The following is a 19292-nucleotide window of genomic DNA, read 5'->3' on the forward strand; positions in this document are numbered from 1 at the left end:
CAAAGCCTCGGTATAAAGCCGCGCTTTTCCTGCGGTCGCCGCAACGGTGGGATACCCACTGCCATTGTCGCCACCGGACATCACCGAATTGGCACCGCCTTCGCCACGATGGGCATTACTGCGCAGCCATGCCAAAGCCCCTGCGGTTTCCCGCGCGACAACCGCCCCATCTCCGGGGATAGCTGCGAAATTACCAGTAAAACGCGCTTCAATATCGCGTTTCAATTCCTGACCGGCACGCGCCAACTGATAGGCATGTTCGTCCCCACGTCCGGCATTATGCACTGCCCGATCAGTCGTCGATGTCCCGACAACTTTGGTCATGATCTGGGTATAATTGCCAACCCGAACCGTAGGTTGACGGCTTTCATTGGCAAGATCAGCGCCTTCGACCTGCTTATTTTGGGCATTTGCACTGGCCAGATTGTCAGTCTGCCATTCAGTATAGGTATTTTTGGCTGTCGTTTGACCGATAGCCGTTACAAAAGGTGTTTCCAGATTGTTACCGCAAAGGCTCTTTATCCCTTGCTTCCTTACATTCCTGCAAGGCTCAGACTATATCATCGCTTTCGCGGACGGCACTCGTGTCAGCATTACTGCCATAGACAAAAAACTGACTGAATCTTTACCCCGAAATTTCCGGCATTTTCAGTAAAAATGAAAAGAATCATACCCGCTTCTTTTTCGAAAATAACGGCATCAGTTTTATCGTTTTTTTGTCGATAGGCTCGGCTGTTAGTCGTTACACCTTCAAGAGATTTTCATCTCAAGCTTGGCTCGGGATTATCCTCGTCTATTACGGTCGGACGTTCCCCGAATTCACCGCCTTTTCATTTAATGCAGTTTTAAAAACTACATTAACGGACCAAGACTCCAGTCGGGCTGATATTATAAATAATATCGGAAAGATCTTCACGAATACCGACACGCGAATAGGTTTGGACGGTATTAGAGGCAACAGACATAATTCAAAATTCCTTGAAAAGTAGATTATTTAAAAAGGGCGTTCATTGCCGCCGCGGCTGACCGGACATCACCGCTTTTGCGAAGCTGCCCCAATGATTCATTCAATTTCCGGCTTTTGGCTGCACCATAAGGCTGGGATGTTCCCGGAACCGCGGTTTTTCTCGATATTTTGGCCGATTTGATAGCCGCCGTCTTACCCTGTTGTAGGGCATCCCATTTTTCGGATTTTCTTCGCCATTCATGGGCTTTTTTCAAAGCCATAATGTCGTTGGAATCAGCCGCGGCTAGAACATGATCGGGATAACCAAGATGGCGACCCGTCTCTTCAAAAGCTGCTAAAATAGCCGGTCTCTGATTGTCATCCGCCCATTCGGGGAAGATTGACATTAAACGCTGATGTTCCCCCTGCGCCCAAGCCTGTCTGGCAGCCAATTCAGCCATTTCATTCTGGCGAGAAATCTGGATAACTTCCTGAACAATTTGGTCACGCTTGGCTGTTAAGTCTTCATAACTTGCCAATTGTGCGGCATAGCTTGCCGGATCACTGACCAATAATTGCGGATCGGGTTTTTTGGGTGTGATCGCTTCGGCATATTTAGCAAGCTGGTCAGCATAATGGTAATGCAAGGCTCGACAATGTTCTTGCCAAGCCGCGCTCATATCCCGATGACCCTGATTATTTTGACCAGTGTCACCCGCCATAGCCGCCGCCCCCATATTTTCCTGATCATCGGATGCCTGATCGGATGGCGGCATATCCGCATTATTTCCAGCCATCGGATCATCTTGATCCGGCGCAAGATTAGCTTGCAATGCCTCGGCAGCATCCTGAATAGACCGACGGGGTCGCTTCAAGACGGCACCTTTTATATTTGTCATTATCAATATTCCTGAATTACCAACCGGTAAAATGGGCGCAGAAAATCACTCCGGTGACTTCATTTCCCGCCACCCAGCCGGTTTTATTTCAATAAATAGAATGGAGACCTTGATTGATTGGCCTACAGCCAGCGACGTTTTCGATCGGGTAAAGTCTCTATTTTTCGGGCATGTTCTCTGGCCTGATCGGCCAATTGCCCATCAGCAATAATTACTTGAATCACGTTATCAATTTGCCCCACAATTCGATTAGCCATCGCCAAACGTAACAATTTTCGGTCAGCTTCGGCTTCCCATGGGGCAATCTCGGACATACGCTGGATATAACGGGTACCGATTTCTTGCAAAATAGCTTTCAACCCGCCCTTTTCTTCATAAAAGGCTTTCCAACGCCTTGCCCGCAAAATAGGATCTTGCTCCATTATTTATCCAATGCGCCCCCTGCTTTATTTTGTGGCACCCTATCCCCTCTTTTATCCGCTGGAATATTTTTTCCGGCTTCTGCCAATTTTAAAGCGATCTGGTAATTACGATCAGCCGTTTCCTTGGCAAGCGAGGCTTCAAAATCGGAACGTTGTCTTGCCAGAATAGCATCTTCTTCGGCTTTTTCGCGTATCAAAGCCAAACGCTGTTTATGCTCTTGCTGTTGCATCTCCAGCTTGGCTTCGGCTTCCTGCTTTTTTAAAGCAAATTCAGCCCTATTCCGTTCCTGATCGGCAGCCATTTTCTGCCCTTGAAGATTGATCTCCTGTCGGGCTTTCAACTCTGTATAATCGGGATTATTTCCTACACTACCAGCAGAATTTTGCGGAATAGACGAATTATTATTCACAGGATTTTCTGCCGGATTGCCCGACAAATCGGCAGCGGGATCAATCAGATAATCCGTCGGATTGCCCAAACCACAATCACGGATCATCGCAGCAATATTGTTATAAATCTGCTTGGTACCACTTAAACCAACGGTCAAAGCCTGCTGCTGAATAGATAACAACTGCTGACGATAGGCCAAACGCTGATCTTTCCGGCCTGATCCCAATCCGACCGTGACACGCACGCGCATATCTGGCGGCCACAAGGCCGGATCGACTGTTTTATAAAGCCCTTCCACTTTGATAGCCATCGGATCACCCGATGCAATCATCAGCCATAATTTTTTCTGGAATAATCGCCCCAGACTTTGCGCAAAATTGCGGGCAACATATTCTTCCATTTGCTGCCCTTGCGCTTGAAGCAAAGCCTGACCAGTGGCTGTCTTATTCAGGCTATCTGCATCCAAACCTTGATTAAGACGCGTAATGCCCGTTCGGCTTTCCTGCGCTGCCTGCATATATTCGATCATACCCAAAGATTTTTGGATATCGAAACCGGCATTTAACGGCGTTGGCGGAATACCACCCCGATAACGGACAATCGCCCCAGGCCTGATGGTCAATAAATCGTCAAAAGTATCTTCGGTTAAACCATCGACATTCACGGCCATGCGTGGCGCGTTGGTCTGGTAAACCCCATCCAATGCCTGACGCATCAAAACAGATTTAACCCTTTGGATATCCATCACCTTTTCGGCCAAAGAATTACCAATCATCCGATGGGCGCGTGGGAAAGGTGTCCAGACAACAAAGGGGGCTTCATCGACTTCTTCAATCGAAAGTAAAACGTCTTTTACCCGAAAAATCTGCAACAATTCGGCAATGCCATCGCCATCACGATCTATGCGGACATATTCTTCATATAAAAGAACCTCGCGGTTGGCCTGATCGCTACTGCCTGACAGAAAGGACTCATCCCTCCATCTAGCATTTGAACGGCCGTCACCATTTGAAAAGCTATTATCGGTGGGTAAGCCCTCGACAATATCGCGATCAAATCCCATTGAAATAAGGTCAGACAGGGTCTTGTAACTGACATGCGCCTGATAATCGGCCTCATCTTCATGGCGCGTTCTGGCTGAAACGCGATATTCTTCCGACGGAATTGGCATATCAATATAGCGTTTTTGCTGCTGATAACGGGTAACTGTTACTTCATACTGATGGCTACCATTGTCACCATTCAAGGTAATCTGAATATCGGGATTATCCTCGGCCTCCATCAACAAAGCCGCCAAAGCATTATCATCCAACGTAATATGACGGATCGTGGCACGTCTTTCCGATAAGACCGCCGTTTTGATAATGCCTATTTTTTCAATCAATCCCGACTGGATCCAGTCATGCAGGATTTTATACCCGTCCTGCCCATGCATAAAAGCATAGCTGACGGCTTCGGTCGCATCATCGGCATCCTGTGCCTGATCGGCAGCTACTGGCTCGAATTCAATCACCCGATCACCAGATACAATTGTCCGCAACAGGCTGATCGTCATATAATCGACAACCTCGGCTACATCGGGACTAACAACCTGACTCCGACCGTCTTCTTCATCCCCAAAGGGACGCGCTTCATAAAAGTCGATCGCATTTGCCTGATCTTCGGCCAGCAAACTATTATGCCAGCTTTCGGCTTGATCGGCTTTTTCTCGCAAAATCGCTAATAATTCACGATGAGGCAACAAGGATGCCACCTGTTTTTCTTTTAAATTTATATTGCCATCAATATCCAAAGACATACCACCCCCTTCGGGGCAGAAAGCTATTTCCAGCCCGTTTCATTAAAATATTCCTTTATTGCTATAGGTGATTTTTCGGCTGGTAACCGGAGGTTCCCAAGCGATTGCAGCTAAACCGAAAGCATCAGCAGAATGACTCGACCAGTCATGGTCAGGCCCTAACCCTATCCCGCGTATTTCATCCCGTTTTTCATGATACCAGCCAAGGGCTTCCAAACCGCCATGGCAGTGATTTTCATCAAACCACATCTGGGGAAATAACCGGCGAGCCGCTTCAATCCGCTGCATGGCAGCGCCAGCCCCTTGATTAGGGATAACCCGCACCGGAAATCCGGCTTCACGTAATGCGCCTTCATAGGTTGTCGAGACAATTTTATCATGCTGTGCGCCATCATGCGGCAGGATGCACAAAGCCCCGCCATAATCATGCGAGCGCAACCAATGAAGATGGGCAGATAAGGGCTGCCCTTGCGCTTCATAATGATCGAGGAAACGGATTTCCCGCCCGACATATTGGACAATCCATATCGCGGTAGCATCAGCCTTAGCACCCGTGCCGCCGATATCCCAAACTGCCCGCAAGGTCATCAATGGGTCAGCGGCTACCATACCTATACGCTTTTCAGATCGGGCTTTGGCCAAGGCTTGGGCATAATAAGCCCCCTCGGTTATCTCGGCATACCCCCCTTCCCATATATGGCGGTATTTATCAGGGTCATTCGTCAGACAATCCCGTCTTTCCTGATCCAACGGCGAAGGAAACCACGGGTTATTTTCCCAATTAGCCTGAACCACAACAGCACCAGTCGGTGGTGTTTCGCCGCGCAACATCCGGTCAACCGGATCAGTTTTGAAACGCGGATTCCACGAAAACCATAATTCAGAATCAATTGTCCTGATCGTTGGCCTTAAAAGCTCTAAAGATCGTTGGGACAGCGTTTGTGCTTCCTCGACCCATGCCCGTGAAAAGCCCTCCAAAGACTTGATGCTTTCGGCGGTATGGTCTTGCATCCCTTGAAAGATGATAACCCCATCTCCGGGCGTTCTAATATGGTCACGAAAGACACGGAAACCGACATTGCTTCCTAAATTATAGGCCGATAATTTCGCTTCGATCAGCCTTTTAGCTGAATCTTTCAGAGATTTTTGTACTTCGCGAATACAGACAGCTCGCAATCCCGGAAGGCGAAGACAATCTTCAACCAACATTTCCGCGAAAAAATGGGATTTACCTGAACCTCTTCCACCATAAGCCCCTTTATAGCGTGCCGGTTTTAATAAAGGTCTAAAGACTTTGGCTGTCGGAATTCTCAAAGCCGGAAAAGACATCACATCTTTTCCATATCAACAGGATCGTTATCCCATTCCGAAGAGAGTATAGGCCTATCAGAGGCGTTATGCTCCTCACCCACAATGACGCGTTCTATACGCGCCAAAATAGGCGCACCATTTTGGCCGGTAATTTCTGCGGTTTGTTTGTCTCGCCATTGTTTGGGGCGGCGATTCCGTAACCAGAAACTACAGGCCGAAATATCGGGCGGAAGATGCTCAACAAATTCCACGACTTCAGGCTTACCTGAAACCATCACCACTTTTTGGCAATCATAACTATAACCCACAGCTCTTTGATAGAGCGAAGCCTCAACCCGATTATCGGCCGCCGCTTTCCCAATTCTGACCGCATTGGCAAAATCAGGATACTTCAAAACCCAACGATTGATCGTGCGTTCGCTTACACCAAAAAAATCGGCAATATCGCGATTGGTTGCCCCTAACTTGGCAAGGTTGCGCGCCTGTATAATATATTCAATTTTAAAAGTAGAAGAAGCCGTCATGTAAATTCTATTAAAACAGAATTTACAACAACAAGGAGTAGGCAAAAATAAAATGATTAGAAAAAATTGAGCATTAGAATAAAATCAGCAGAAATTTTTATTTCGATATTGATGCCATAAAAACAAAGCCATTATACTTCTATAAGGACGGAATATATCCCCAAGACCACGGGTTTCTTTCATATCAGGCCTATGGGATAGTTGATAAAGATATCCGGTGGCAATTCTTATGCCTAAATCAGCCGCAGGCCAAATATCCAACCGCCCTTCGGCAAAAATAAGGTAATTTTCAGCCGTCCAACGACCAATCCCATACACAGACATCAAAAGATCGACTGCCTCATCATCGTCTTCGGGCAAAGCGAGCAAATCAAGCCCCAAGACAGAGCGCCTCGCCAAATCTTTTAAATAGGAAATCTTGGACGGCGACAATCCACATTGCCGCAAAATTGACCCGTCAACAGACAAAAGCCGATCAGCCGTAATTTCCCCGATAGAATTGATAAGTTTTTGCCATATGCCATCCGCAACTTTGGTATGAAGCTGTTGCCCGACAATCACCCGAGCCAGACTAGAAACACCTCTTTCGACGGCTTGATAAAATGGATAACCAAATTGGTGCAGCCCTTGTTGTATCAAGTGATTTTCGGCAGCCCATTGATCCAGATTTTGTTCAATATTCTGTTGGCACAAAGATTGTTTCATCTTATCCAGTCACTATCTTTCTATCGTCAGTAAAATTTTTTATTGTTACTCATGCACAAAGTTTTATTCTATGTTATTTTAAATTCTTTTCCCAAATAAGTTATTTTCCTGATAGACCCCCGTGATTGAACCTAGAAAGATCGACACCATATCTATGAAAAGGTGTGAGCATTTTGCCGCCCCAGTGGAGTTGTGATGAAAGAAACCCTTCCCGTTTTACCGCTGCGCGACATCGTCGTATTCCCTCATATGATCGCGCCGCTTTTTGTCGGTCGTGAAAAATCGGTAGCAGCGCTTGAAAGCGTGATGGCAGCAGAGAAGACTATTTTTCTCGTTTCCCAACGCGACCCAGCTGAAGAAGACCCTAATCGTGAAGCGCTTTATGACGTTGGCGTGGTCGCGAATGTGTTACAACTTCTTAAATTACCCGACGGCACCGTGCGGGTGTTGGTAGAAGGCCGGAAACGCGCAAAAATAAGCGACATGGATGATTCCAGTGGCCATCTAATCGCCGAAGTAGAACCCCTTGAGAATACCTCCGTCGAAAATGACGAGGTCGAGGCTCTGATGCGCTCAGTCAAGGATCAGTTCGAACATTACGCTAAACTCAATCGCAAATTACCGGGCGATATTGCCCATGAAATCAAAGAGATTGATGCCCCGTCTCGACTGGCTGACGCGATCGCGGTTAATTTGGCTGTCAAAGTGGCCGACAAACAGCCGCTTCTTGAAGAGTTGAATCCCTTTAAAAGACTGGAAATGACGTTTGGCCTGATGGAAGGCGAGCTTGGCGTTTTACAGGTTGAACGCAAGATCAGAAGCCGCGTCAAACGCCAGATGGAAAAGAACCAGCGGGAATATTACCTCAATGAACAGCTCAAAGCTATTCAGAGAGAACTTTCCACAGGTGAAAGCAGCGGGAATGGTGAAGAAGAAGAGGACGGCGACGAGCTCTCTGAATTCACGCAAAAGCTGAATAACCCGAAACTGCCGAAAGAGGTGAAGGCCAAGGCCACTTCCGAATTAAAAAAATTGCGGACGATGGGCGCTATGTCTGCCGAAGCAACGGTGGTGCGTTCTTATCTTGAAACCTTGTTAAATATGCCATGGGGCAAGAAAACACGGGTTAAAAAGGATATCATCGCGGCTGAAAAAATTCTTGGCGAAGAACATTTCGGCCTTGATAAGGTTAAAGAACGAATTGTCGAATATATCGCGGTTCAGGCTCGCACGAACAAGTTGAAAGGACCCATCCTTTGCCTTGTCGGGCCTCCGGGTGTGGGTAAAACCTCCTTAGCACGCTCTATTGCCAAGGCCACGGGTCGTAACTTTGTCAGACAGTCGCTCGGCGGCGTTCGTGATGAAGCTGAAATACGCGGCCATCGTCGGACTTATATTGGCTCGCTTCCCGGTAAAATCGTCACCAATATCAAAAAAGCAGAAAGCTTTAATCCGCTTTTTCTGCTTGATGAAATTGACAAATTGGGACAGGATTCCCGTGGTGATCCGGCTTCAGCCTTGCTTGAGGTTTTAGACCCCGAACAGAACAATAAATTTCAGGATCATTATCTTGAAACCGATATTGATCTTTCGGATGTCATGTTTGTGGCAACGGCCAATTCTTTGAATTTGCCAGCTCCTCTAATCGACCGCATGGAAATCATCCGCCTCGAAGGTTATACCGAAGACGAAAAAATCGAGATCGCGACCAGCCATCTTTTACCGCGTCAAATCAAATCCCATGGTTTGAAAAAAGGCGAATTTACGGTTGAAACAGGCGCTATCCGTGATCTTATCCGCTATTATACTCGTGAATCGGGTGTTCGTGCGCTGGAACGTGAATTAGCTAAAATCGCCCGTAAAGCCTTGCGGCGTATTCTTGAAAAGAAAGCTAAAACGATCACGGTCACGGCTAAAAATCTGAGCGATTTTTCGGGTGTCCGGCGGTATAAATTTGGTATTTCTGAAAAAGAAGATCAGGTCGGTGTCGTCACGGGTCTGGCATGGACAGAAGTCGGCGGCGAATTGCTGACGATCGAAAGTGTCACTGTTCCGGGTAGAGGCAATATCCGCACGACAGGTAAACTTGGCGATGTGATGAAGGAGTCCATTCAAGCGGCGTTGTCCTTCGTCAAATCACGCGCCCCCTTCTATGGCATTAAACCCAGCATCTTTACTCGGAAAGATGTCCATATCCATTTGCCGGAAGGTGCCGTTCCAAAAGATGGACCTTCAGCAGGTATCGGTATTGTGACAGCGATTACCTCGGTTTTGACAGGCGTTCCAGTGCGCCGCGATGTCGCGATGACCGGCGAAGTCACCCTAAGAGGTCGCGTCCTGCCGATCGGTGGATTGAAAGAGAAACTTCTTGCTGCCCTAAGAGGCGGGATCAAAACGGTGTTAATTCCGGAAGAAAATCAGAAAGACCTGATTGAATTACCAGAAAACATTAAAAAGGGTCTGAAGATTATTCCGGTATCGCATGTTGATGAGGTTCTGGCACTCGCTTTGACTGAAAAGCTTGATCCTATCGACTGGAGCGAAGCGGATGATCTGGCGGCTTTCCCGCCGACAGCTTTGAACCATCATGCGTCAGATGCTGTCAGCCCTGTGCATCACTGATAAAAAACACTTACCCCGTATCCCTGCTAGTCAAACCGGCTGGCAGGGATATTTTTATAATTTATTCTGCTATTTGAAAAAACTCTGGACAAAGCTTCGGGTTTTCCTTACTGCTTCGCAGCATAAAGGGCGCGTAGCTCAGTGGTAGAGCACTGTGTTCACATCGCAGTGGCCGCTGGTTCAATCCCAGCCGCGCCCACCATCTCCCACTTCATCTGAAAATGGATAACCGGTTTTATATCTTCCGGTATGATTAGCGTTATTTCAGCGCCATTTTTTGTCGTCAAAAATTATTTGCGACGATCAGGGAACGGCCATACAGGCCAAGCATAGGATGCAGGAATATATCCATAATCAAAGACTTCGGTCGCGAAAGTCTCATGTCCCTGTAATTCAACGCGAACAGTCGGTGCCAAGCTCCCGCCAGCAATGACTTTGCCGCTTTTTGGATCAATGATTTCATTGATAAAAGATTCAACCAAGCCATTGTTCATAATATAATGAGCATAGGCCTCGGTCGGCTGTGAGGCAGGACCACCGAGAACAAGGCCGGAACCATTCAGTGGCTCATAGGGGCCAAAAATACCATTTTCGGAAACAAAGCCATAAAGACCATCGGAACCGGTCAAACCATCGGCATAAGTCGAATCATGACTGATCGTAAAGAGATAGGTCAAACCATTTTGGAAAATGACATGAGGCCGTTCCATCTGGTCATTGACACCAAAAGCTGTCAGCAAAGGCGGTAACAGTTCCCATTCGGTGCGATCCGGCGATAAACAACGCGCGATACCAATAGAAGCCGAACATAAATTGGCATCTTTTGGAACTACCGTATTAGCCGGAACAGGACCAATTTCATCCTCGCCTATATCGTCTTCTCCACGGACAGTGGCAACATTGGCCTCGAACAAAGCATAGGTCTCACCATCCTCAGGATTGATGAAAACATGAGGATCACGGAAATTCCAGAGATTATTTTCTGCATAATTTTGATAAAACAGACCATCTGCCTGAAACAAATCCGTTGACTGGTCAAAACCCTTGAACCAGACACCTTCACTATCCGCATAAATGCGGCCTTTCGTGACAGAAGCGACGGCTTCACGGACACCATTCTTGTCGAATAAAGTCGAAGTAAAGAAGGTTTCAACCTGATTGCGAGAACCTGGTGCCATAATCGTGCCGCCTGACCATTCTGCCGTGCGGGTATTGGCTGATTCTTGCAAAAGATGGCCACCATAAATCCAGCTCTTACCGTCTTTGGAATAGAAATAGCCGATACGGGCATGAGAATGACGGTCATTCCACGGAATATTGCGGTCAGCGACCAAAGAGAAGATAACATTCCAGCCTTTAAAACTGACAGGATTGCCATTGATATCCCGTAGCGGCCAAGTGTCCCACAGCCATAAGTCATCACGCATAATCGGAAAATCAGTACCAATTTCTGGCATAGAGGTCGTCAAATCAAATTTATTCACTTTCATCGCTTGGGCTCGCGTCCAGCGACTGGCATTAAAATTAAACATTTAAAGTAATATACACTTTCTTAAAATTATTATTAGGAATAGGAAGGGTGTCATCAGGGCAAGAATGCCCTGATGACCCTTAAGTTGAAATAAACTCAAAAGATGATAACGCTTTATTCAAGCATAATCAGAAACGTCATTTACAATGAATAAATCTTATTTATTCAATAAAGACAGGGTTGCCGCAGAATTAGAAGATTCATCTTCTGCCAACCACTCGATCTGTGGCGGAATATAGCCATAACCCTTCACTTCGGTGACGAAGCTGCGATGGCCAACTAACTCCAACTTGATGGTCGGTGCCAAGGTGCCACCATAACGATAGACATTCGGGTCAGAACTCGGAATGGTATCAATAAAGGAGGTCACCAGCCCATTCGTCATCACATAATGGGAATAAGCCTGATAAGGCTGTGAAGATGGGTTACCCAGCACCAAACCGGAAGCATTCAGCGGTTCATAAGGGCCAAAAATGCCGTTTTCAGAAACAAAGCCATAAACCCCATCAGGACCCGACAAACCATCGGCATAAGTCGAATGATGACTGATCGTGAAGAGATAGGTCAAACCATTCTGGAATACGACATGAGGCCGCTCCGTTTGGTCATTGACACCGAAGGCCGTTACCAAAGGTGGTAACAATTTCCATTCGGTACGGGCTTCATTGGTGGCCTGTGCAATACCAATGGCAGCAGCACAATAGCGAGCGCCATCAGGCGTTTCGGTTTTCGGTGGAACAGGGCCAATTTCCTCTTCGCCAACGGCGACCGTGCCGCGCTGCATGGCAACATTACCTTCAAACAAGGCATATGTTTTGCCATCTTCTGGGTTAATGAAGACATGCGGATCGCGGAAATCCCAGAAATTATTTTCTGCATAATCAGCATAATAAAGGCCATCTGCCTGAAACAGATCGGTTACTTTATCAAAACCGTCAAACCATACCGATTTATCATCAGCATAGATGTAGCCCTTGCACTGGGCAGGAACGGATTCTGACGGCGTTTCATTGACAGACGTAAAGAATACTTCGACAGAATTGGCCGTACCCGGTGCCATAATCGTGCAACCAGACCATTCCCAAGAACGCGGATTGGCGCCATCTTTCAGAAGATGACCACCAAAAATCCAGTTGCTTCCACCACGTGAAAAGAAATAACCAATTCTGGCACCATCATTGCGATTATGCCAACCATATTTCGTGCGATCAGCGACCAGAGCAAAGATCACCGACCAACCTTGGAAGCTGACAACCTGACCGTTAATATCGCGTAAGGGCCAAGTGTCCCAAACCCAATATTTATCGGTCATGACAGGAAAGTCATAATCAATGGTAGGCATAGTCGCCGTGGGATCATCGGTATGCACTTTCATAGCATCCGCACGAGTCCACAAGCTCGGCTCTGCAATGCCTGCTTTATTCAACATAAGAACTATCCTAATAAATGATGAAATAAAGCCGAAAAAAGAGTAATTCTTGTTCTCGACTTTCAAAAAGGCAGAAATATTGAAATAGGCTGCCTTTTCGAAAGACACGCTTTAACGTCTCAAGCGAAGTATTATTTTTTTGGAAGACTTTACTTAAAGTTAAACTTATATTTTAAAATAAATTGAATATTTATATCAAAAACATAAAGCTATGTCTGATTTATAAATGTTGAATTGTATCAATATGCCTCATTTTATGAGAAAAGAGACTAAAATTCTAAAAATAAATCTTTTGCACTCATATAAGTCTCCAATTTTATAAAATTTTTAAATAAAAATAGTATAAATCTTAATAAATATTATTTCACAACAAGTAAAAATGTTTATTAAAAAATATTTTTTTGTAAAATCATTTAACTTGATAAATCATTGTATATTTTTTAATTTACAACATAAAAATAGATTTTTTATTTTTCTCTATTTTTTTAAAAATTTTGCCCGAGCTGGCTGCAAAATACCCATTTTTTCAAAGGTTATTAGAAATCGTCTTGCCGTGGGTCTATCAAAGATATGACAGTCACGCGCTAATTTTTCTAAAGAAACAGGGCCATATTGTCTCCAATATTCCAGAATTTCTTTACGGCGTTTTGTTAGCTGTCCACTTGGCCTTCCCAAGTGTTTTGAGTGATAGTTCATAATATATTTCTTGTTATCTATCCAATAGCCTTAATATTCTGGATATTATTACAACAAGACAATATCATTTTTATAAAATTTAACATTTTGTTTATATACTAATTTATATAAAGATTACCTTCAGCCTCACTTATTACTGAGATAAGGTGATGAGACAAAAAGAGATTATTGCCAAATGGCTTTACAGCATCCGAGACAAAATGGATGTAAGCTGGGCAGAATTAGCACGTAGAGCTAATATAAAGGCCGCAACAACGCTTTCACGCGCCGTCGATATGAATCATCATTCGGTGATGTCTGTCAAAAATCTTGAAGCTATAGCGCAAGCCGCGGGTATGCCTTCTATTCTTGATTTCTTACTATACCAAAGCCAAAAATACCAAATTTCAGAAAATAAGATAGATCAAATTATCGCTTTTTTACAAGAAATCGATATAGGTAAAAAAAAAATTTAGCCAAGATGACGAATTATTTAATAAGATTTTAGAAAAAAATTCTTTTTAAATATAGTTTGTCGGCAAAGCAGGTGATATTTTTACCGTCTCCATAGAAATATAGGCAGACATATCATAGAAGGCGACATTTTTTAGTATCTGTTTATAAATAACATCATAATATTCGACATTCGGCAAAGCTAATTTTAAAATATAATCAAAATTTCCAGTGAGCCTATGGACTTCGACAATTTCAGGGATAGCACTCACGGCTGCATGAAATTGATCAAGATAATTTCCCGTGTGCAATCCCGTTTTAACAAGAAGGAAAATAGTTGTCGGAAGGTTGATCTTCTTCCTATCCAAAAGAGCAATGGTACCTTTTATATAACCTTCCTCACGCAATCGCGCGACACGACGAGAGCAAGCCGAAACAGAAAGAGCAACCCGTTCTGCAATCTCGGCCAATGGCATTTCTGCGTTAGCTTGTAATAAAGATAATATATGCCGGTCTCGGTAGTCGATCATCGAGAAATAATACACCGGCTCTTCTATAAGAACAATATTTTTGCATTTATTTTTAATAATAAGAAAATAATTTGCATTTTTACTCTTAAATTCCTCAAAAAAAGCGCGTTTTTTTTACAAAAGGCATGGCATTCTTATGGCTATTAACAATCAGTTTCGTGAGATTGGCATATGAAAAAAATCGGCCTTATTGGCGGTATGAGTTGGGAATCCACGGTCACTTATTACCAGATTATCAATGAAGCTATCCGTGATGCACGCGGTGGATTAGTCTCAGCAGATCTGCTTATGCATTCCTTGAACTTTGCAGAGGTTGTTGCGCTTCAAAAGGCTGACCGCTGGGATGATGCTGCCAAGCTTCTCGGTGCTGCTGGGGCAGGCTTAGCAAAGGCTGGAGCTGACTGTGTCCTCATTTGCACCAACACGATGCATCTCGTCGCTGATGCAGTAGCTGAAATATCAGCTGTCCCTCTCATCAATATTGTTGATGAGACAGCTAAAGCCTTAAAGAAAGATGGTCGCAAACGCCCTCTCCTCTTGGCAACGCGCTATACGATGGAACATGGCTTCTATACTGACCGCATGAAAAATCAGGGTCTTGATGTGATTACACCAGAAGACAAAGATAGAGGCTTTGTCCATGATGTGATTTTTGACGAGCTATGTCAGGGTGAAGTCAAAGAGTCATCACGGCAAGGTTATCTTAAAATAATTGAGAAAGCCCGCGCAAAAGGTGTTGATTCCGTAATACTCGGATGTACTGAAATCCCTCTGCTTATCAAGCAGGATATGCTTGATTTGCCTTGCTATGACTCCACACAAATTCATGCAGAAGCCGCTGTAAAATTCGCGCTGGCGTAAGTTGTCTTGAGCACGGTGCTCTTCTTGGAAGATTAGAAGAGTATACAAGATAATCTAATGTAGAGTAGCTATCCCCGATCGAAATTCTACAATTTCGGTCGGGTGGTCGTTTATACGATATGCGGTATATATTTATTCGATTGCAACAGCGGATGGCTCTTTTTAATATTCATTAATTCCGAAGATAAACCTAGATAGAATCAAATCAATAATACTAAATATTACCCCATACTTCTATATAAATACCTAAATATCACATCGATTTTATTAAAAAATTGTCATAATAAAAATATTTAAAACACAGAATAGCAGATAAAATTATAAAATAGTATTTTTAAGTAAATAATAATAGAAAAATATATCAAAAAAATAATAATAACATTGTTCTTACTTAAGATTTTTTCTTCTTCATTTTTTACTAAAAAATATAAAAAAGGCTACCTCCCGATTTTTTCGGAAGGCAGCCTCTTAAATTCAGTTCATAATATTAAAAAATATTATTCAACTTCAGAATATTTGTTGGCATAGGCCGCTGCTGCACCCAACAGTCCAGGCTGCGGATAAGTAATCAACTTAACCGGAATCTTGGACATGACGCGTTCAAAGCGTCCCTTTGAGACAAAGCGCTGACGGAAGCCAGATTCTGGCAGATGCGAGGCGATACGGAGACCAACACCACCACCAATAACAACACTGGTTGCACCCTGTGCCAAAGCAAGGTCACCAGCAATAGCGCCAAGGCTCAAGCAGAAGCGATCCAAAGCGGCTTCGGCAAGGTTGTCTTTGCCTTCCAGAGCCATCTGCCATAATTTAATGTCATCCAGCAAGCTGAACGGAACGCCTTCAATGGCAGCCAGTGCTTCGTAGATATTACCAAGACCTGGGCCAGAAATAATGCGTTCGATAGAAACGCGACGGAAGCGTTCGCGCAACCGCGCCAGAATTTTGTCTTCAAGTCTATCAAGCGGAGCAAAGTCGATATGACCGCCTTCAGTTTCAATGACGAAATAACGGCCTTCGGTCCGCAACAGATGGGCAACACCCAAGCCCGTTCCTGGACCAAGAATGGTGATAACACCATCGCTAGGAAGCGCTTCATCAGGACCACAAATATGATCCAGATAAGAAGAATCCATATGCGCAACCGCGTGGGCAACCGCACCGAAGTCATTGATTAGAACATGTGTATCGATATCCAGCTTTTCATTTAGAGTAGCTGGTCTTAATACCCAAGGGTTATTGGTAAGTTTTAAAACTTCACCATGAACGGGGCCAGCCCATGCAATAGCTGCGGCACGTGGCAAAGGACGACCCAGTTTTTCACCGAAACGTTCCCAAGCTAACTGCAAGCTAGCATGTTCCGCCGTTTTAAAAGTCGTTTCTTCTCCTAGAGAAAGAACCCGACCATTGCTTACTTCCGCAATAGAGAAACGCGCATGCGTTCCACCGATGTCAATCGCAACAATTTCCATGAATAATTCCTTTCTAAAATCAGAAGGCTACCTAAAGGGTAAAAGCAAATCTGATTTCAGTTCTGGTATAGGGATATCCCTATACCAGAAAATGAGATTACAAAGTCCAAGTCTACAATTTTTCGCTGGAAAAATTAGATACCGGCACCTGCATATATTGCGACTGCACCGTCTTCAGCTTTAGCAGCATTCTGACGGAAGATATCAAACAATTCGCGTCCAGTTCCCGGACGGAAAGCTGGTTTTTCAGCCTGCGGACGAGCATTCCACTCATCAGCTGGAACCAAAGCTTCAAGTTTGCCTTCTTCAACCGAGATACGAACGATATCGCCATCACGTAATTTACCGATGGCACCACCGCCAAGAGCTTCTGGGCTGACATGCAAAGCAACTGGTACTTTACCGGTAGCACCAGACATACGACCATCGGTTACCAAAGCAACTTTGTAGCCATTATCCTGCAGAACACCCAAAGCTGGGGTCAGTTTATGCAATTCAGGCATACCGTTTGCGCGCGGGCCTTGGAAGCGAACAACGACGATGACGTCTTTATTCAATTCGCCAGCCTTGAAGGCTTTCTGAACATCGTCTTGGTCAGAGAATACGCGAACCGGTGCTTCGATAGTCCAGAATTTAGGATCAACAGCACTGGCCTTGTACATTGCACGACCAAGGTTACCTTCCAAGAGACGCAGACCGCCATCTTTTGCGAAAGGATTAGAAACCGGACGCAGAATGGTGTCATCACCAGGTTCGCCGGCTGGCTTCCAGACCAACTCGCCAGCATCATTTAATGCCGGAGCCTTGGCGTATTCTTCGATACCGCCCTTGGCAATCGTCGTAACGTCACGGTTCAACAGATTAGCAGAAAGCAATTCTTTGATGACATAAGCCATGCCGCCTGCATTCTGGAATTCATTGATGTCGCGCGGACCATTCGGGTAAATACGAGCAATCAACGGAACAACTTCAGAAAGATCATGGAAGTCATTCCAGTTAACGATAACGCCAGCAGCGCGAGCAATAGCCGGAATATGCATGGTATGGTTGGTGGAACCACCGGTTGCCAACAGACCAACGATAGCATTGACGATTGATTTTTCGTCAATAATCTTACCAAGCGGACGATAATCATCGCCCTTCCAACCCAATTCAGCAACGCGATGCACCGCAGCGCGGGTCAGAGCCTGACGGAGCGGCGTACCCGGGGTAACAAATGCCGAACCTGGCATATGAAGACCAAGGACTTCCATAACCATCTGGTTGGTGTTTGCCGTACCATAGAAGGTGCAGGTACCTTCAGCATGGTAGCAAGCCGCTTCCATATCCAGAAGTTCTTTCTGGCCGATTTTACCCTGAGCATAGAGCTGACGGATACGGATTTTTTCTTTGTTCGGGATACCGGTCGTCATCGGGCCTGATGGGACCAGAATGGTCGGCAGGTGACCGAAGCGCAGAGCGCCCATCAACAGACCAGGGACAATCTTGTCACAGATACCGAGAAGGGCAGCCCCTTCAAACATACCATGGGACAAAGAAACGCTGGTAGCCAAAGCGATGACATCGCGGCTAAACAGAGATTCTTCCATGCCGGGCTGACCTTGGGTCACACCATCGCACATAGCAGGCACGCCACCGGCGACCTGAACCGTTGCACCAACTTCGCGAGCAAATACTTTCATCTGCTCTGGATAGCGATAATACGGTTCGTGAGCCGACAACATATCGTTGTAGGAAGTCACAACACCGATATTCATGCGGTTGAAGTCGCGCAAAGCTGGCTTGTCACCATTCATAGCCGCAAAGCCATGAGCAAGGTTACTGCAGGACAGGTTTGGACGGTCTACGCCTTTTTCCCGCTCATACTGGATCAAATCCAGATAAGCCTTACGGGTTTCCCGCGAGCGTTCAATAACGCGCGCGGTAACCTTTTCTACCGTTGAATGCAGATCAGTCATACCAAGTTACTCCATCACGTTCGGCCAGAGCTATAGCAGTTGAAGGCCCCCATGTACCAGAGACATAGGTTTTTGGCTTCATACTGTTGGCTTTCCAGCCTTCACGAATTCCGTCAATCCAAACCCACTGCGCCTCAACTTCGTCACGACGCACAAATAAAGTAGCATCGCCTTCGATAAGATCAAGCATCAGGCGTTCATAAGCGATACGACGCTTACGGTCTTTAAACACATCCGTAAGGGAAAGATCCAGCCAAACTTCGCGCATATGCGCACCGTTACGATCAAGACCCGGTTCTTTCACCATCATGGAAATCTGGATGGTTTCATCAGGCTGCAAGACAATACGCAGCTTGTTCGGCTGCAAGATACCGCCTGAAGAAGAGAAAATCGAATGCGGAACAGGCTTAAACTGAACCACGATTTCAGAACGACGTGCAGGTAAACGCTTACCAGTGCGGATATAGAACGGAACACCCTGCCAACGCCAGTTATCAACATGCGCTTTGATAGCAACGAAGGTTTCGGTATCGGAAGGCTGACCCAGTTCTTCGATGTAACCAGCAACTTCTTTACCACCAGAAACACCAGCACCATATTGGCCGGTAACGGTATGAGTAAAGACGGTGTCGTTATTGATCGGACGCAGAGCGCGGAAAACTTTTACCTTTTCGTCACGAACAGCGTTGGCTTCCATATGAGCTGGCGGTTCCATTGCGACCAATGCAACCAACTGAAGGATATGGCTTTGAACCATATCACGCA

17 protein-coding genes and 1 tRNA gene are annotated in these 19292 nt (G+C 45.4%); 4 read left to right on the plus strand and 14 right to left on the minus strand.

The features are described 5' to 3' along the window. The 8 genes from LDL18_RS00535 to LDL18_RS00570 all read right to left on the minus strand — a co-directional run. Nucleotides 1-522: DUF5309 family protein (locus LDL18_RS00535; RefSeq protein ID WP_296506060.1), on the minus strand; the 522-nt coding region annotated here is incomplete at its 3' end. Nucleotides 523-857: 335 nt separating this feature from the next. Continuing rightward, the gene (locus tag LDL18_RS00540) at nucleotides 858-965 is read right to left on the minus strand and encodes a hypothetical protein (RefSeq protein ID WP_011240303.1); all 108 of its coding nucleotides are present in this window, start codon (nucleotides 963-965) and stop codon (nucleotides 858-860) included. Between the two features lie 25 nt (nucleotides 966-990). After that, nucleotides 991-1845 (minus strand): hypothetical protein, encoded by an 855-nt coding sequence (locus LDL18_RS00545; protein ID WP_296506024.1) that lies wholly within the window; start codon nucleotides 1843-1845, stop codon nucleotides 991-993. 122 nt (nucleotides 1846-1967) lie between these two features. Further along, nucleotides 1968-2267, minus strand: a complete 300-nt coding sequence (locus tag LDL18_RS00550) for a hypothetical protein (RefSeq protein WP_296506026.1) — start codon at nucleotides 2265-2267, stop codon at nucleotides 1968-1970. Beyond that, nucleotides 2267-4456 (minus strand): hypothetical protein, encoded by a 2190-nt coding sequence (locus LDL18_RS00555; protein ID WP_296506028.1) that lies wholly within the window; start codon nucleotides 4454-4456, stop codon nucleotides 2267-2269. The genes LDL18_RS00550 and LDL18_RS00555 overlap by 1 nt, the downstream gene beginning before the upstream one ends. 42 nt (nucleotides 4457-4498) lie before the next feature. Beyond that, nucleotides 4499-5785 (minus strand): PBSX family phage terminase large subunit, encoded by a 1287-nt coding sequence (locus tag LDL18_RS00560; RefSeq protein WP_296506030.1) that lies wholly within the window; start codon nucleotides 5783-5785, stop codon nucleotides 4499-4501. Next, nucleotides 5785-6291: a helix-turn-helix domain-containing protein gene (locus LDL18_RS00565; protein WP_296506032.1), complete on the minus strand. Its 507-nt coding sequence runs from the start codon at nucleotides 6289-6291 to the stop codon at nucleotides 5785-5787. Before LDL18_RS00565 ends, LDL18_RS00560 begins: the two co-directional genes overlap by 1 nt. A gap of 84 nt (nucleotides 6292-6375) precedes the next feature. Beyond that, nucleotides 6376-6996, minus strand: a complete 621-nt coding sequence (locus tag LDL18_RS00570) for a DNA-3-methyladenine glycosylase 2 family protein (RefSeq protein WP_296506034.1) — start codon at nucleotides 6994-6996, stop codon at nucleotides 6376-6378. A 195-nt stretch (nucleotides 6997-7191) separates the two neighbouring features. On the opposite strand from LDL18_RS00570, the gene lon reads away from it, so the two are divergent. Next, complete coding sequence (lon, locus tag LDL18_RS00575; RefSeq protein WP_296506036.1) at nucleotides 7192-9618, plus strand: endopeptidase La; 2427 nt, start codon at nucleotides 7192-7194, stop codon at nucleotides 9616-9618. Between the two features lie 127 nt (nucleotides 9619-9745). Next, nucleotides 9746-9820, plus strand: a tRNA-Val gene (locus LDL18_RS00580). Between the two features lie 88 nt (nucleotides 9821-9908). On the opposite strand, the gene LDL18_RS00585 is transcribed toward LDL18_RS00580, so the two are convergent. Beyond that, nucleotides 9909-11150 carry a glycoside hydrolase family 68 protein gene (locus LDL18_RS00585; RefSeq protein ID WP_296506038.1) on the minus strand — a complete coding sequence of 414 codons (1242 nt, stop codon included), beginning with the start codon at nucleotides 11148-11150 and terminating at the stop codon, nucleotides 9909-9911. Between the two features lie 156 nt (nucleotides 11151-11306). Beyond that, the gene (locus LDL18_RS00590; protein ID WP_296506040.1) at nucleotides 11307-12578 is read right to left on the minus strand and encodes a glycoside hydrolase family 68 protein; all 1272 of its coding nucleotides are present in this window, start codon (nucleotides 12576-12578) and stop codon (nucleotides 11307-11309) included. A gap of 845 nt (nucleotides 12579-13423) precedes the next feature. On the opposite strand from LDL18_RS00590, the gene LDL18_RS00595 reads away from it, so the two are divergent. Next, nucleotides 13424-13729, plus strand: coding sequence for an XRE family transcriptional regulator (locus LDL18_RS00595; protein ID WP_296506042.1), 306 nt, complete (start codon nucleotides 13424-13426; stop codon nucleotides 13727-13729). Between the two features lie 45 nt (nucleotides 13730-13774). On the opposite strand, the gene LDL18_RS00600 is transcribed toward LDL18_RS00595, so the two are convergent. Continuing rightward, a complete protein-coding gene (locus tag LDL18_RS00600) occupies nucleotides 13775-14236 on the minus strand; it encodes an Lrp/AsnC family transcriptional regulator (RefSeq protein ID WP_296506043.1) in 462 nt (153 codons plus the stop codon). A 171-nt stretch (nucleotides 14237-14407) separates the two neighbouring features. Between LDL18_RS00600 and LDL18_RS00605 the strand changes: the two genes are divergently transcribed. Next, the gene (locus LDL18_RS00605) at nucleotides 14408-15097 is read left to right on the plus strand and encodes an aspartate/glutamate racemase family protein (protein WP_296506045.1); all 690 of its coding nucleotides are present in this window, start codon (nucleotides 14408-14410) and stop codon (nucleotides 15095-15097) included. Between the two features lie 497 nt (nucleotides 15098-15594). Here LDL18_RS00605 and glk read toward each other — a convergent pair whose 3' ends face one another. The 3 genes from glk to LDL18_RS00620 form a co-directional block, all read right to left on the minus strand. After that, a complete protein-coding gene (glk, locus tag LDL18_RS00610) occupies nucleotides 15595-16569 on the minus strand; it encodes a glucokinase (protein ID WP_011240290.1) in 975 nt (324 codons plus the stop codon). A gap of 134 nt (nucleotides 16570-16703) precedes the next feature. Next, nucleotides 16704-18527 carry a phosphogluconate dehydratase gene (edd, locus tag LDL18_RS00615; protein ID WP_296506055.1) on the minus strand — a complete coding sequence of 608 codons (1824 nt, stop codon included), beginning with the start codon at nucleotides 18525-18527 and terminating at the stop codon, nucleotides 16704-16706. Then, on the minus strand, nucleotides 18520-19292 hold a 773-nt coding region (locus tag LDL18_RS00620), incomplete at its 5' end, for a glucose-6-phosphate dehydrogenase (RefSeq protein ID WP_296506057.1). The genes LDL18_RS00620 and edd, both read right to left, overlap by 8 nt.

The sequence above is a fragment of the Zymomonas sp. genome (assembly GCF_020216885.1).
Classification (GTDB): Bacteria; Pseudomonadota; Alphaproteobacteria; order Sphingomonadales; family Sphingomonadaceae; genus Zymomonas.